The organism is Paraburkholderia fungorum (assembly GCF_046027215.1).
GTDB lineage: Bacteria > Pseudomonadota > Gammaproteobacteria > Burkholderiales > Burkholderiaceae > Paraburkholderia > Paraburkholderia fungorum_D.
Genome location: NZ_JAQQEN010000002.1, coordinates 2,055,683 through 2,070,855, shown reverse-complemented (window position 1 = coordinate 2,070,855; position 15,173 = coordinate 2,055,683). Strand labels below are relative to the sequence as shown.

The 15,173-nt window shown below is 61.6% G+C and carries 10 protein-coding genes; 8 read left to right on the top strand and 2 right to left on the bottom strand.

What is annotated here, in order from left to right:
* Nucleotides 1-168 precede the first annotated feature (168 nt).
* From prpC to speB, 4 genes are all read left to right on the top strand, one after another.
* On the top strand, nt 169-1,338 hold the full coding sequence (gene prpC, locus PQR27_RS29790; RefSeq protein WP_408527166.1) for a bifunctional 2-methylcitrate synthase/citrate synthase: 1,170 nt from the start codon (nt 169-171) through the stop codon (nt 1,336-1,338).
* A 286-nt stretch (nt 1,339-1,624) separates the two neighbouring features.
* Nucleotides 1,625-4,222 carry a Fe/S-dependent 2-methylisocitrate dehydratase AcnD gene (gene acnD / locus PQR27_RS29785; protein WP_408527165.1) on the top strand — a complete coding sequence of 866 codons (2,598 nt, stop codon included), beginning with the start codon at nt 1,625-1,627 and terminating at the stop codon, nt 4,220-4,222.
* Nucleotides 4,223-4,304: 82 nt separating this feature from the next.
* Nucleotides 4,305-5,510, top strand: a complete 1,206-nt coding sequence (gene prpF / locus PQR27_RS29780; RefSeq protein ID WP_408527164.1) for a 2-methylaconitate cis-trans isomerase PrpF — start codon at nt 4,305-4,307, stop codon at nt 5,508-5,510.
* A 196-nt stretch (nt 5,511-5,706) separates the two neighbouring features.
* Entirely contained in the window at nt 5,707-6,684 is a 978-nt protein-coding gene (gene speB / locus PQR27_RS29775; RefSeq protein ID WP_408527163.1) for an agmatinase, read from the top strand.
* A gap of 27 nt (nt 6,685-6,711) precedes the next feature.
* Here speB and PQR27_RS29770 read toward each other — a convergent pair whose 3' ends face one another.
* Complete coding sequence (locus PQR27_RS29770; protein ID WP_408527162.1) at nt 6,712-7,635, bottom strand: LysR family transcriptional regulator; 924 nt, start codon at nt 7,633-7,635, stop codon at nt 6,712-6,714.
* A gap of 228 nt (nt 7,636-7,863) precedes the next feature.
* Between PQR27_RS29770 and PQR27_RS29765 the strand changes: the two genes are divergently transcribed.
* On the top strand, nt 7,864-9,006 hold the full coding sequence (locus PQR27_RS29765; RefSeq protein WP_408527161.1) for a branched-chain amino acid ABC transporter substrate-binding protein: 1,143 nt from the start codon (nt 7,864-7,866) through the stop codon (nt 9,004-9,006).
* 96 nt (nt 9,007-9,102) lie between these two features.
* Here the strand turns inward: PQR27_RS29765 and PQR27_RS29760 are convergent, their stop codons facing one another.
* Nucleotides 9,103-10,038: a LysR family transcriptional regulator gene (locus PQR27_RS29760; RefSeq protein WP_408527160.1), complete on the bottom strand. Its 936-nt coding sequence runs from the start codon at nt 10,036-10,038 to the stop codon at nt 9,103-9,105.
* A 217-nt stretch (nt 10,039-10,255) separates the two neighbouring features.
* Here PQR27_RS29760 and PQR27_RS29755 point away from each other — a divergent pair, with 217 nt between their 5' ends.
* From PQR27_RS29755 to betA, 3 genes are all read left to right on the top strand, one after another.
* On the top strand, nt 10,256-11,764 hold the full coding sequence (locus PQR27_RS29755) for an aldehyde dehydrogenase family protein (RefSeq protein WP_408527159.1): 1,509 nt from the start codon (nt 10,256-10,258) through the stop codon (nt 11,762-11,764).
* A 128-nt stretch (nt 11,765-11,892) separates the two neighbouring features.
* On the top strand, nt 11,893-13,419 hold the full coding sequence (locus PQR27_RS29750) for a purine-cytosine permease family protein (protein WP_408527158.1): 1,527 nt from the start codon (nt 11,893-11,895) through the stop codon (nt 13,417-13,419).
* 43 nt (nt 13,420-13,462) lie between these two features.
* A complete protein-coding gene (betA, locus tag PQR27_RS29745; protein WP_408527157.1) occupies nt 13,463-15,154 on the top strand; it encodes a choline dehydrogenase in 1,692 nt (563 codons plus the stop codon).
* Nucleotides 15,155-15,173: the final 19 nt, after the last annotated feature.

Sequence of the window (15,173 nt, the reverse complement as noted above, 5' to 3'; positions counted from 1 at the left end):
CCATTTCGCTTTCGAAATTGAAATTTCAATTGTGAAATGAGGCGCGGCCGCAGCCGGCGAATGATTTTTTGTTAAATCAGGCACTTAGCTCGCCCGGCCGCACCTGGCCCGTTCTTTGCTTTTAAGGCTTCGGCAAAAGCTACCCCCAATGCATCTGGAGACACAGTGATGAGCGAAGCAGACAACAGCACGCCGAACGCAGGCGCGTTCAAACCGAAGAAATCCGTCGCGCTGTCTGGCGTGACCGCGGGCAACACCGCGCTGTGCACGGTCGGCAAGACGGGCAACGATCTGCACTACCGCGGCTATGACATTCTCGATATCGCCGGCGCGTGCGAGTTCGAAGAGATCGCCTACCTGCTGGTCCACGAAAAACTGCCGACGCAAGCCGAGCTGACCGCGTACAAGACGAAGCTGAAAGCGCTGCGCGGCCTGCCCGCCAACGTGAAAGCCGCGCTGGAATGGATTCCGGCCGCCGCTCACCCGATGGACGTGATGCGCACCGGCGTGTCGGTGCTCGGCACCGTGCTGCCCGAGAAGGACGACCACAACCTGCCGGGCGCGCGCGATATCGCCGACAAGCTGATGGCCTCGCTCGGTTCGATGCTGCTGTACTGGTATCACTACTCGCACAACGGCAAGCGCATCGAGGTCGAAACCGACGACGATTCGATCGGCGGCCACTTCCTGCATCTGCTGCACGGCACGGAGCCGTCGAAGGCATGGGTCGACGCGATGCACGTGTCGCTGAACCTGTACGCCGAGCATGAATTCAACGCGTCAACCTTCACCGGCCGCGTGATCGCGGGCACGGGCTCGGACATCTACTCGGCGATCACCGGCGCGATCGGCGCGCTGCGCGGGCCGAAGCACGGCGGCGCCAACGAAGTGGCGTTCGAGATCCAGTCACGCTATCAAACGCCTGACGAAGCCGAAGCGGACATCCGCAAGCGCGTCGAGAACAAGGAAGTGGTGATCGGTTTCGGTCACCCGGTGTACACGATCTCCGACCCGCGCAACAAGGTCATCAAGGAAATCGCGCAGAAGCTCTCGAAGGAAGCGGGCAACACCAAGCTGTTCAGCATTGCCGAGCGGCTGGAATCGGTGATGTGGGAAGCCAAGAAGATGTTCCCGAACCTCGACTGGTTCAGCGCGGTGTCGTATCACATGATGGGCGTGCCGACAGCGATGTTCACGCCGCTGTTCGTGATCGCCCGCACGGCTGGCTGGAGCGCGCACATCATCGAGCAGCGCGTCGACAACAAGATCATCCGCCCGAGCGCGAATTACACCGGCCCCGACGACCTGCCGTTCGTGCCGCTCGCCAAGCGCGTGTGACGCTGCCCGAACCTGCTTTAGCGCGGCCGCTTCCTGCCGCGAGTGTTTCTCCTCCATTGCGTCTCTTGAGCGCGACGTAATGAAGTTGGGCCTTGGCTTGCTGGAACCCCGGGCCAGGGCCGTTTTTTTAAAGCGCATCGACGAGAGTGGCCGCAAGCCCGCGCTACACTGCATTGATTACCCGATCGATACGCCAGGGAAGCGCCGATTGAGACAAGGGGCGGCTGATCGTCAAGCCCGGCCGCCACCACCGTCCCCGGATCATTACTGTTTTGTCCCCTAAGCCATGAATACTGCAAACCGCAAACGCCTTCCCGGCACCCAACTGGATTTCTTCGACACGCGTGCCGCCGTCGATGCGATCCAGCCCGGCGCCTATGACACGCTGCCGTACACGTCGCGCGTGCTGGCCGAAAACCTCGTGCGCCGCTGCAACCCGGTCACGCTGACGGCCTCGCTCAAGCAGATCATCGAGCGCAAGCGCGAACTGGATTTTCCGTGGTTCCCGGCGCGCGTGGTGTGTCACGACATTCTCGGCCAGACCGCGCTGGTCGACCTCGCCGGCCTGCGCGACGCGATTGCCGCGCAAGGCGGCGACCCGGCCATGGTCAACCCGGTCGTGCCGACCCAACTCGTGGTGGACCACTCGCTCGCCGTGGAGTGCGGCGGCTTCGATCCGGACGCGTTCGCCAAGAACCGCGCGATTGAAGATCGCCGCAATGAAGATCGGTTCGACTTCATCAACTGGACCAAGCGCGCGTTCAAGAACGTCGACGTGATTCCGCCGGGCAACGGCATCCTGCATCAGATCAACCTGGAGCGGATGAGCCCGGTGGTGCAGGTGAAAGACGGCGTGGCCTTTCCCGACACGCTGGTCGGCACGGACTCTCATACCCCGATGGTCGACGCGCTCGGCGTGATCGCCATCGGCGTGGGCGGGCTCGAAGCGGAAAGCGTGATGCTGGGCCGCGCGTCGTGGATGCGTCTGCCGGATATCGTCGGTGTCGAACTCACCGGCAAACCGGGTCCGGGCATTACTGCTACGGACGTGGTGTTGTCGCTGACCGAATTCCTGCGCAAGGAAAAAGTGGTCGGCGCCTACCTCGAATTCTATGGCGCGGGCACCGCCAAGCTGACGCTCGGCGACCGCGCGACCATCGCCAACATGGCGCCTGAATTCGGCGCCACGGCCGCGATGTTCTCGATCGACGAACAGACCATCAAGTACCTCAAGCTCACCGGCCGCGATGACGAGCTGGTCAAGCTGGTCGAAACCTATGCGAAGGAAACCGGCCTCTGGTCCGACAGCCTGAAGAACGCAGAGTACGAACGTGTGCTGAGCTTCGATCTCTCTACCGTGGTGCGAACCCTGGCGGGTCCGTCCAATCCGCACCGCCGTTTGCCGGTTTCGGAGCTGGCCGCGCGCGGCATCAGCGGCAAAGTGGAGAACGAGCCGGGCCTGATGCCGGACGGCGCGGTGATCATCGCCGCGATCACCAGCTGCACGAACACCAACAACCCGCGCAACATGATTGCCGCGGGCCTGCTGGCGCGTAACGCGAATCGTCGCGGGCTGACCCGCAAGCCGTGGGCGAAGACCTCGCTCGCGCCGGGCTCGAAGGCGGTCACGCTGTATCTGGAAGAGGCCGGGCTGCTGCCGGAACTGGAGCAACTGGGCTTTGGCGTGGTCGCGTATGCGTGCACCTCGTGCAACGGCATGTCGGGTGCGCTCGACCCGGTGATCCAGAAGGAAATCGTCGAGCGCGATCTGTATGCGACCGCCGTGCTGTCCGGCAACCGCAACTTCGACGGGCGGATTCATCCGTATGCAAAGCAGGCCTTCCTGGCTTCGCCGCCGCTGGTGGTGGCGTACGCGATTGCAGGCACGATCCGTTTCGACATCGAGAAGGACGTGCTCGGTATCGATGCCGACGGCCACGCGGTCACGTTGAAGGACATCTGGCCGACCGACGAAGAGATCGACGCGATCGTTGCTTCCAGCGTCAAGCCGGAACAGTTCCGCAAGGTGTATGAGCCGATGTTCGCCGTCTCCGTCGATACCGGCGAGAAGGCGGATCCGCTGTACGACTGGCGCCCGATGAGCACCTACATCCGCCGTCCGCCGTATTGGGAAGGCGCGCTTGCCGGCGAACGTACGCTCAAGGCCATGCGGGCGCTGGCCGTGCTCGGCGACAACATCACGACAGACCACCTGTCGCCGTCCAACGCGATTCTCGCGGACAGCGCGTCCGGCGAATACCTCGCGAAGATGGGCCTGCCGGAAGAGGACTTCAATTCGTACGCGACGCACCGCGGCGATCACCTCACGGCGCAGCGCGCCACTTTCGCGAATCCCACGCTGAAGAACGAGATGGTGCTGGAAGACGGCAAGGTAAAGGCCGGTTCGTTGGCCCGCATCGAGCCCGAAGGCAAGGTGACGCGCATGTGGGAAGCGATTGAAACCTACATGGAGCGCAAGCAGCCGCTGATCGTGATTGCCGGCGCGGATTACGGCCAGGGTTCGTCGCGCGACTGGGCCGCCAAGGGCGTGCGTCTGGCTGGCGCGGAAGCGATCGTCGCCGAAGGTTTCGAGCGGATCCATCGCACCAATCTGGTCGGCATGGGCGTGTTGCCGCTCGAGTTCAAACCCGGCGTGAACCGTCTGACGCTCGGCATCGACGGCACCGAGACTTTCGACGTGATCGGCGAACGCAAGCCGCGCGCCGATCTCACACTCGTGATTCAGCGCCGTGACGGCGAACGCGTGGAAGTGCCGGTGACGTGCCGGCTCGATACGGCCGAAGAGGTCTCCATTTACGAAGCCGGCGGTGTGCTGCAGCGCTTTGCACAGGACTTTCTCGAATCGTCGAAGGCTGCCGCTTAAGCAGCGAACGTAACGCAGGTTTCGGGCGGTGCCGCGCGGCTGGATGCGCCGCACCGCCCGACTTCATCAGGACACGACTTTCATGGCTCATCAAGCACAGATCAAAATCCCGGCCACCTACATGCGTGGCGGTACTAGCAAGGGTGTGTTCTTCCGCCTGCAGGATTTGCCCGAATCCGCGCAGGTGCCCGGCGCCGCGCGCGATGCATTGCTGATGCGCGTGATCGGCAGCCCCGACCCGTATGGCAAGCAGATCGACGGCATGGGCAGCGCGACCTCGAGCACCAGCAAGACGGTCATCATCGCGAAGAGCAGCCGGCCCGATCACGATGTGGATTACCTGTTCGGTCAGGTCTCGATCGACAAGGCCTTCGTCGACTGGACCGGCAACTGCGGGAATCTTTCCGCTGCGGTGGGGCCGTTTGCGATCAGCGCGGGCCTCGTTGACGCGAGCCGTATTCCGCACAACGGCGTGGCCACCGTGCGCATCTGGCAGGCCAATATCGGCAAGACCATCATCGGCCATGTGCCGATCACCAATGGCGCGGTGCAGGAAACCGGCGACTTCGAACTGGACGGCGTCACGTTCCCCGCGGCTGAAGTGCAGCTCGAGTTCATGGACCCGGCCGCCGAAGAAGAGGGCGCGGGCGGCGCGATGTTCCCGACCGGCAATCTGGTCGACGACCTCGAAGTGCCCGGCGTGGGCACGCTGAAGGCCACCATGATCAACGCCGGCATCCCGACCATTTTCGTGGACGCGGAAGCGATCGGCTACAAGGGCACGGAGTTGCAGGACGCGATCAATAGCGACGACAAGGCGCTGGCGATGTTCGAAACCATTCGCGCGCATGGTGCCGTGCGCATGGGTCTTATCAGGCATATCGACGAGATCGCGACGCGCCAGCACACGCCGAAGGTCGCCTTTGTCGCGCGGCCGGCGGATTACGTGGCGTCAAGCGGCAAACGCGTTGGCGCGGGTGACGTCGATCTGCTGGTGCGGGCGATGTCGATGGGCAAGCTGCATCACGCCATGATGGGCACGGCCGCGGTCGCGATCGGTACCGCTGCGGCGATTTCGGGGACGCTCGTGAATCTCGCGGCGGGCGGCGGCGCGCGCGATGCGGTGCGTTTCGGTCATCCGTCGGGGACCTTGCGGGTGGGGGCTGAAGCGCGTGAGGAAGGCGGTGAATGGACCGTCACCAAGGCGATCATGAGCCGCAGTGCGCGCGTGTTGATGGAAGGGTGGGTGCGGGTGCCGGTTCCGGTGTCGGCCCAGAGCGCGAGCTGACCACGTTTCACCATCGCTTCGGATAATGCCGAAGTGCATTTCTTGTTTTTGGCATTTTTCCGTTGAATATGTTTGCCTAGACTCCGTTCCAGATGCACCGCTGGGCCGCACGCAATGTGCGTTGCCCCAGCGGTGAAGAATGAGGCGCCTCGCGTGCGCCGCACCTATCTGGATCAATAAAAGGACGGAGGCAATCATGTCTGAAAACAGCTACGAAACAGGCCGGCTCAATTTGCCGTTTGTGGGCATCTGCACCTTTGCGAAGTCTCCGCTGTGCCTTGACTGGGACAAGATCGACGCCGACGTCGCGGTGATGGGCGCGCCCTTCGACTGCGGCACGCAGTGGCGGGCTGGCGCCAGGTTCGGTCCGCGTTCGATCCGGGACGCGTCGACGCTGTTCTCATTCGGACACGGCGGCGCATACGACTTCGAAGACGACGTCGTCTATCTGCCTAGCGACGAAGTGCGGATCGTCGATATCGGCGACGCGGACATGGTGCATACCAACACGGAGAAGAGCCACGCCAACATCGAATACGGCGTGCGCAAGATGCTGGCGGCCGGCGCCTTGCCCGTGGTGATGGGCGGCGATCACTCCATCAACATTCCGTGCATCAATGCATTCGAAGGCCAGGAGCCGTTTCATATCGTCCACATTGACGCCCACCTCGATTTCGTCGACGAACGCCATGGCGTGCGTCACGGCCATGGCAATCCGCTGCGGCGCGCAGCGGAGAAAAGCGTGGTGTCGGGCATGACCCAGATCGGTATTCGCAACGTGTCCTCTACGGCGCGTGAGGGCTATGCACAGGCGCGCGAAATGGGCTCGGACATCATCTCGGTGCGCGACCTGCGGCGACTCGGCATTCAGGGCGTACTGGACCGTGTCCCAAAGGGCGTGCGCTACTACCTGACCATCGATATCGACGGTTTTGATCCTTCGATTGCACCCGGCACGGGCACGCCGAGCCACGGCGGCCTGCTGTACTACGAAGGACTCGAACTGTTCGCCGGCCTCGCGGCGCAAGGTGACGTGATCGGCATCGACCTCGTTGAAGTCGCGCCGGACTACGATCATTCCGGTTCCACTTCGATTCTGGCGGCGCAATTGCTGCTGAACACGATTGGCCGCGTGATGCATCAACGCAAGGTCAAACGAAACCTGTACCGCTAAACGGGACCGCTTGTGCGGTCGCGGTGGCTATTTGCCACCTCGCGAGGTGCGGCTTATTTCTTTGGCCGCCGCTCGCAACTGCTTGCAAAACGCCTGTACGACCCGCGCCGATTCACCGCCTTTGCGTGTGATGATCTGAAAGTCCAGATGGGTCATGTAGTGTTCCGGATCGATGCGGGCCAACAGCGCGCTGTCCACCCACGGCTGCGCATAGTGCGGCGGCAGAAAGCCGATGTAATTGCCCGACAGGATCAGCATGGCGCGGCCTTCTACATTGTCGACGGAGGCCGCGGCCTGCGGCATGCGTAACAGCTTGAGTTCCTGACTGCCGAGATAGGCGCGGGCGGCGAGCCGCTGTTTGCTGAGGACCGAAACGGGGACGCGCCCGCTCGCCCGCTCGTACAGTGGGTGGGTCGAAGCGCAGTAGAGCCCCTGTTCCTCGCGATAGAGCGGCAAGTAGTCGAGACCGGGAATGTGCGCGGGGAACGGCCCGACGGCCAGATGCAGACGGCCGTCCAGCACGTGTTGCTCCATGCTGCCCGGGGTTTCGATCTGCACATGCAGGCGAACCTCGGGCGCCATCCGGCCGAACTCGCGAATCGCTACCGGCAGCGGCGAATCTTTGTCGGTCAACGTCGCCTCGATCATGCCGAAGCGCAACACGCCGGAAAGCTGATTACGCAACGCGCCGGCTTCCATCTGAAATGTGTCGACCGCGCCGAGCAGACGTTGTGCGGCGGCGTGCAGCTCCGCGCCTTCTTCCGTGAGACGGAAACCCGCGCGACCGCGTTCACACAGCCGCAGCCCGAGGCGGGTTTCCAGTTGCGACATGTATTCGCTGATACTGGATGCGCCGATGTTGAGGATGGGTTGCGCGGCGGCGAAACCCCCGCATCGCACGATCGTTTCGAAGATACGCAACAGCTTGAGATCCGTGTCCTGAACTTGCATCGTGCCGCCTCTTGTTTACTTCGGGAATTGCCGAAATATATTTCATTAATGGTGCATTTTATTGAGGAATTTGGCTAGACAGAATTGCTGTCAACCCCACTGCCGGGCGTTCGGCAAGGCATTCGGACAGCGGGGGTCCCAAAGCGATGTTTCCAGTGCCAAAGCGCGGCGCGTTCGCCACCTCCGGTGACAGCGCGGTTTGGCGCGTCACGATGTGAGGAGAGCAAGATGAAAAAGCCGTACGCAGGTGCAAGCTGGTTGACAGCGGTCGCTTTGAGCATGGTGGCGGTGGGCGCGACGGCGGGCGAGCAGGTGGTCAAAATCGGTTTGACCGGGCCCTTGACCGGCCCGCAGGCGGCCATCGGGAAGGACGACGAAAACGGCGTCAGGATGGCGATCGAGCGGCTGAATGCCGAGGGTCTGGTGATCGGCGGCCAGAAGACCCGTTTCGAACTGGTCTCGCAGGATGACGCCGCTGATCCGCGTACCGGCATGTCGGTCGCACAAAGCCTTGTCGACGCCAACGTGAAAGTCATTTTCGGGCCTTTCAATTCGGGCGTCGCGATTCCGATCTCGAACCTGGTGAACGTGTCGGGAATCGTGATGGCGACCGTTGCGTCGAACCCGTCGATCACGCAGCACGGCTATCCGTTCGTGTTTCGCATCTCCGCCAGCGATACGCAACTCGGCGCCCGCATGGGTGAATTCGCTGCAAGGCAGCTCAAGATCAAACGCATTGCAGTGATCGACGATCGGACAGCGTACGGCCAGGGCCTCGCCGATGAGTTCGTCAATGCGGCGAAAGCCAACGGGATCGAGATTGTCGATCGGGAATATACGACCGACAAGGCGACCGACTTCGTTTCGATTCTGACGCACGTCAAGGGCGCGAACGCAGAGGGGATTTTCTACGGCGGCTACTACGCCCAGGCCGGTGCGATGCGTAAGCAGATGAAGCGGCTGGCGATGAATGGCTGCCTGCTCGGCGGCGACGCCATGTGCAATGCCGAACTGGCGAAACTTGGTGGCGATTCGGTCGATACACGCGTGTATTGTCCGCAAGGCGGCCCGGTGCTGGATCAGACCCAGAAAGGCCGTCAGTTCAAGGCAGACTACAAGCAACGCTTTCATACCGACCCGCTGACCTACAGCGCGGCCTTGTACGACGGCGTGAATATCGTTGCGCAGGCCATGCAGAAAGCCAACTCGATTGAACCGGCTCAATACCGCACTGCGCTGGCCGGCATCGATTCTCAAGGTGTGTCAGGTCACTACCGGTTTGACGGGAACCGTGACCTGACCGACTCGCCAATCACGATTTATACCTATCGGAATGGTGAACCGACGCCTTTGGCGTCGTCGCAACCCTAGACTTGCATCAGCCGATCAGAGGCGACGAAGTATGAAATGCCGATGAGGCACTGCCGTGGTTGCAGCAGTGCCTCACGGATGGCCCCGGCGCGTTGCTTACGCCGCTGGCGCAGTCTGCTGGACCATACGATAGCTTTCCATCAGGTCGATCATGAACACCTGCAGGATGGTGGGCGGCACGGCGGCCCGCCGGATGATCGCGCAAAACGGCCACTGCGTGCCGAACTGGTCCGGGCAGATCTGATGCATCTCGCCGCGCGCGACCCAGCGGGTAGCGTAGTGAATCGGCAGAAATCCGATGTATGCGCCCGACAGGATAAGGATGGCCTGCGCCTCGATATTGTCGACGGTTGCCGCGGCTTTGCTGACCTTGAGCATGCGCAGATCGTGCTGCTGCAGATAACCCCGCGCGACGACGCGGCTCGATGCGACGACCTGTTCAAGCGCGTCAAGCGTGTGGTCGGGCATCGCACAGCCGGCGAGCGGGTGACTCTTTCCGCAATACAGTCCATCCGGCTCGCAATACAGGTCCGTGTAGGTCAGCCCCGGCACGTGAAGGGGAAAGTGCCCGACAGCGATGTGCAGCCGTCCATCCAGCACACGCTCCTCGAGTTCGGCAGGCGTGCCGACGTAGACATCCAGATGCACGTCGTGCCCTCGCGATACGAACGCTTGCAGTGCCTGCGGCAGCGGCGAAGCCGAGTCGGTCACCGTGTTGTCGATGATGCCCAGGTACAGCCTCCCCGAGACGACCTTTTTTAGCGCATCGGTATCCACACAGAAGTTTTCTACCGCCAGTTGCAGCCGCTGCGCTGCTTCGTAAGTCGCCACGCCGTGTTCGGTGAGACGAAAGCCGCTGCGGCCCCGCTCGCAAAGCTTGAGGCCCAGGCGCGTTTCGAGCGTCGTCATTTGTTCGCTGATGGTGGACTGGCTGACGTTCAGCGTTGCCTGGGCGGCCGAAAAGCCGCCGCATCGCACCACCGTCATGAAAACCCTCAGTAGCTTGAGGTCCACGTCCTGCAACTGGATCACCGTCGTCGCTCCCTTTGTACCGCTTGCTTCGGTATTTCCGATATGAACATCTGAACCACGTGATTTTTACCCGCGGCCGTGTCGTCCATAGTCTCTCAAAACGCCGTGCAGCCACAAGCCGCGTTTATATCGATGATCAGGATCAGGCGCGCTCACGCGCACGAAACCGGCCCGCCAGAGGCCGTGAAGCAGTTAATCCGTAACACAGGAGACAATGATGGATAAGGTCGTACAAGATTACCTGGAGAAGTTCGGTATCCGGGAAGAGACGCAACGCTTTCTCACCAGGCCGCAGAGGATGTTTATTGGCGGTGCCTGGGTTGCGCAAGGCGACCGCGAATGCTTCGCGGTGCACGAACCGTCCACCGCGGGCGTGATCACACACATTCCCCTTGGCACGACTGCCGATCTGGATCGCGCGGTCGAAGCGGCTCGTAAGCAGTTCGACGGTGGACCGTGGCGGAAACTCAAACCCCTTGAGCGCGAACGGCTGCTTCACCGCCTCGCCGATCTGATTGAAGCCAACGCCACGGAGCTAGCCGAGATCGAATCGATCGACGTAGGCAAGTCTGTCGCCAATGCGCGTGACGTCGACGTGCAGGGCACGATCGACACCTTCCGCTATTTTGCCGGTTGGGCGTCGAAGCTCCATGGCCGCACAGTAGAACCCTCCCTGCCTGGTGACTACGTTGCCTATACGCGCAAGGAACCGATTGGTGTCGTCGGCGTGATCGTGCCGTGGAACTTCCCGCTGCAAACCATGGCGTGGAAGGTGGCGGCCGCGCTCGCCACCGGTTGCACCACCGTCATCAAGCCGGCCGAACTCACGTCGCTGTCCACGCTTCGCTTCGCCGAGCTGGTGCACGAGGCCGGGATCCCGGACGGTGTCGTCAACGTCATCACGGGGCGAGGGCGCGAAATTGGCGCGGCGATGGCCGCCCATCCCGGTATCGACAAGATCACGTTCACGGGTTCCACCGAAGTGGGGCGCACGGTCGGGCACACGGCCGTGGATGGCATCAAACGCATCACGCTCGAACTCGGCGGCAAATCGCCGGTGCTGGTGCTGGAGGACGCCGACATCGAAGCCGCTGCCCAGGCCGTGGCGAATGGCATCTTCTTCAATTCCGGACAGGTGTGCGACGCGGGGGCACGCGTCTACGTCCAGCGCGGTATTCACGACAGGTTCATTGGCGCGCTGATCGAACACACGCGCAAGATGAAGATTGCGCCCGGACTCGACCGCGACTGCTTCATCAGCCCGCTCGTTTCCGCGCTTCAGAAAGACCGTGTCGAAACCTATATTGAAGCTGGCCGGCGCGAAGGCGCGGAAGTTGTACATGGTGGCCATGCCATGGATCGGCCAGGCTACTTCGTCGAGCCGACCATCTTTGCGCATTGCCGCAGCGAGATGAAGATAGTCCGCGAAGAAATCTTCGGTCCGGTGCTGGTGACCGCGCCCTTCGACGATCTAAACGATGCGTTGTCGCTGGCGAATGACTCGCCCTACGGTCTCGCCGCCGCGATCTACTCCAATGACCTGAACCGCGTGCACAGGCTGATTCCGCAATTGCGCGCCGGCACGGTCTACGTCAATGCGCACAGCACCATCGACCCGTCGATGCCATTCGGCGGATTCAAGGAATCCGGCTTTGGCAAAGACCTCGGCCCCGAACAACTCGATCATCTGATGGAGAGCAAAGCGGTCTGGATCACGCTGCACTGAACCGCCCATCCGCCGACGGCGCCTCAAACGAACGTGAGCCAGGCGCCAGGTGGCGGGCGCGTGTCGCAGATGGCATGCATGACCGGTCTATCCTCATTCCATCAACCTCTCATTCCAGTCAGGGGTACATGATGCAAGTAGCAGACGAGACAGTAAAAGGCACCGTAGCCGGGGTTGAGCACGGCGCCATTGAAGGCCATTCGATTGACTTTATTCCGGATAACGAACGAACCGACAGGCTGTCCCGGCAAGGACCCTTCTGGTTTCTGGGTAATTTCACTTTCTTTACCATGACCATTGGCTTTGTCGGTCCCAGCATCGGCCTGAGCGCGCTGTGGACCACGATAGCCGGCACGCTGGGCATCATGTTCGGCACCTTGTTCATGGCCTTTCACGGATCGCAGGGCCCTCACCTGGGATTGCCGCAGATGATCCAGTCGAGAGCGCAGTTCGGCTATCGCGGGGTCATTGTCGTCCTGTTGGCGACGCTATTCGTGTTTGCGGGATTCAACATCGTCAACCTCGTGCTGATGATGCAGGGCCTCAAAGCACTGTTCGACTGGGACCCCGTTAAGGTGGCACTGGCAGTGACCTTGCCGGCTTCCGTTCTGGCGATTCTCGGCCACGACTGGATGCACCGGAGTTTCAAATGGGCGTTGTATCTGTCGCTGCCCCTTTATGGACTCGTCACGGTGGCTGTACTAATGCATTGGGTGCATGACGTGCCGCTCGCCGCGGTGGCGCCGGGCGCGACACCGACGCCACCGCTGGGCTTCGGCTGGACGGCTTTCATCGCGCAATTCGCAGCCGCCGCCAGCTACAACATCGCTTATGCACCCTATGTGTCCGACTACTCGCGCTACCTGCCGAAAAACACGCCGAGCGGCAAACTGATTGCGGCCGTGTTCCTCGGCGCATCGCTTTCGGGCGCGTGGATGATCGCGATTGGCGGCTGGCTTGCAGACCATCTGCACGCAACGGATGTACTGGTCGCGTTGAACCAGGTGGGCAGCGACCTCGCACCGGGGATGGGAAGCGTTGTGGTTGGCGTCACAATTCTGGCGTTTCTGCCGGTCATCGCGATGAATATCTATAGCGCGAAACTGACGGCTATCACCGCAGTCGATTCGTTCCGCAAAGTCAAACCGACTCCGAGCACCCGCGTTCTGGCGATTCTCTTTGTGGTGGTCCTTCAACTTGGCGTAGCGCTCAGCATCTATACCTCGGGTAAGGGTCTTTCCGTCCTGAACATCTACCTGGTTGTCATGCTGTATTTTCTGGTGCCCTGGACCGCGGTCAATCTGACAGACTACTTTTTCGTTCGCAAGGGTCGTTATGCCATTCCGCACTTCTTTATGCCGCACAACAACATGTACGGAAAGTGGGGCGCGCGCGGTCTGATTGCGTACGCAATTGGTTTCGTCTCGATGATTCCGTTCTTCTGTGTGCTCGACGGCGCCAACGAGGTATACGTCGGCCCGCTTTCTCGCGCGATGGGCAGCGTCGATCTGGCCTGGCTCGTCGGCCTGTTCGTCTCGGGCCTGGCGTATTACGTCTTGTCGCGCTCGCTCGATCTGAAGTACGAAGAGTCCGTCATCGCGTCTATCGAGAAGACCTCACCGCAATACACCACCGGCGACAAAGGTCGCTACTGAACCCCGGACGACCCCGTCAAGATCTACGAAGCAGGCAAATATCATGGCTACCGAGCAATTCGATTACATCATAGTGGGCGCTGGATCGGCCGGGTGTGTACTGGCCAACCGGCTGACCGAGGACCCGGCGGTCCGCGTGCTGGTGCTGGAATTCGGCGGCAGCGATCGCAGCGTCATCATTCAGATGCCGAGCGCGTTTTCAATGCCGATGAATACGTCCAGATACAACTGGCGCTATCAGACCGTGCCCGAGGCTCATCTGAATGGCCGCCAGTTGCATTGTCCGCGTGGCAAGGTGCTGGGCGGATCGTCGTCGATCAATGGCCTCGTTTATATTCGCGGCCACGCGTGCGACTTCGACGAATGGGAGGAGTTGGGCGCGCGCGGCTGGGGCTATCGCAACTGTTTGCCGTATTTCCGGCGTGCTGAGAGCTACAAGTTCGGCGGCGACGAATATCGGGGTGCGGAAGGTCCACTGAGCACCAACAACGGCAACAACATGGTGAATCCGCTGTACGGCGCCTGGATCGAAGCGGGGGCCGAGGCCGGCTACATCAAGACGGAAGACTGTAACGGTCATATGCAGGAAGGCTTTGGCGCAATGCACATGACAGTCAAGAATGGCGTGCGCTGGTCCACCGCTAACGCATACTTGCGGCCCGCGATGAAGCGGCCCAATCTGACCGTGGTGACGAATGCGATGACGCGCCGCGTGATTCTCGAGGGCAAGCGCGCCGTTGGGGTCGAGTACGATCAGGGCGGCAGCACGCACGTCGCGCGATGCCGCGCCGAAGTATTGATCGCCTCTGGCCCGATCGGTTCGCCGCACCTGCTGCAACGCTCCGGCATCGGGCCCGCCGAGGTATTGCGCCAGGCGGGGATCGAGGTCAGGCATCACTTGCCCGGCGTCGGCGAGAACCTGCAGGATCACGCCGAAATCTATATTCAGTATGCCTGCAAGGAGCCCGTCACCCTCAATTCGAAAATGGACCCGTTCAGCAAATTCATGATCGGGCTGCGATGGCTTTTGTTCAAGGATGGTCTGGGAGCCAGTAACCATTTCGAGGCCGGTGGATTCATTCGCTCCGAAGCGGGTTTGCGCTGGCCTGACATTCAATTCCATTTTTTGCCGGCCGCCATGCGCTATGACGGCGACAAGCCGCTCAAAGGACACGGGTTCATGGTGTTGACCGGACCGAACAAGCCGAAGAGCCGGGGTTACGTGCGCTCGGTATCGGCCGATCCCTATACGCATCCAGAGATCCGCTTCAACTATCTGGATCGCGAAGAAGACCGTGAGGGATTTCGACGTTGTGTCCGCTTGACGCGAGAAATCATCGGGCAGCCGGCGATGGACCGCTTTCGCGATGCCGAACTGGCTCCCGGACCGGACGTGCAAACGGATGAGCAGATCGACGCCTTTGTCAGGGCGAACCTGGAAAGCACGATGCATCCGTGTGGTTCCTGCCGTATGGGGGAGGATGACATGGCTGTGGTCGATTCCGAGTTGCGGGTTCGTGGCGTGGAGGGCTTGCGGGTCATCGATTCATCCGTATTCCCGACCGAGCCCAATGGCAATCTGAACGCGCCGACGATCATGCTCGCCGAACGGGCGTCCGATCTGCTTCGCGCGGTCCCCATGTTGCCCGCCTCTGACGCGGACGTGGGTCTGGCCGAAGGATGGGAAACGCGGCAACGCACGCATGCGCCGATGCGAGATCTGCACGTCGAGTAAGTTGATGGCGGGCGCCGGC

What these genes read in the sequence shown, in the direction of transcription:
- betA (WP_408527157.1), top strand. Translation starts at nt 13,463, where the DNA reads ATGGCTACCGAGCAATTCGATTACATCATAGTGGGCGCTGGATCGGCC.
- prpC (WP_408527166.1), top strand. Translation starts at nt 169, where the DNA reads ATGAGCGAAGCAGACAACAGCACGCCGAACGCAGGCGCGTTCAAACCG.
- acnD (WP_408527165.1), top strand. Translation starts at nt 1,625, where the DNA reads ATGAATACTGCAAACCGCAAACGCCTTCCCGGCACCCAACTGGATTTC.
- PQR27_RS29750 (WP_408527158.1), top strand. Translation starts at nt 11,893, where the DNA reads ATGATGCAAGTAGCAGACGAGACAGTAAAAGGCACCGTAGCCGGGGTT.
- PQR27_RS29770 (WP_408527162.1), bottom strand. Translation starts at nt 7,635, where the DNA reads ATGCAAGTTCAGGACACGGATCTCAAGCTGTTGCGTATCTTCGAAACG.
- speB (WP_408527163.1), top strand. Translation starts at nt 5,707, where the DNA reads ATGTCTGAAAACAGCTACGAAACAGGCCGGCTCAATTTGCCGTTTGTG.
- PQR27_RS29765 (WP_408527161.1), top strand. Translation starts at nt 7,864, where the DNA reads ATGAAAAAGCCGTACGCAGGTGCAAGCTGGTTGACAGCGGTCGCTTTG.
- prpF (WP_408527164.1), top strand. Translation starts at nt 4,305, where the DNA reads ATGGCTCATCAAGCACAGATCAAAATCCCGGCCACCTACATGCGTGGC.
- PQR27_RS29755 (WP_408527159.1), top strand. Translation starts at nt 10,256, where the DNA reads ATGGATAAGGTCGTACAAGATTACCTGGAGAAGTTCGGTATCCGGGAA.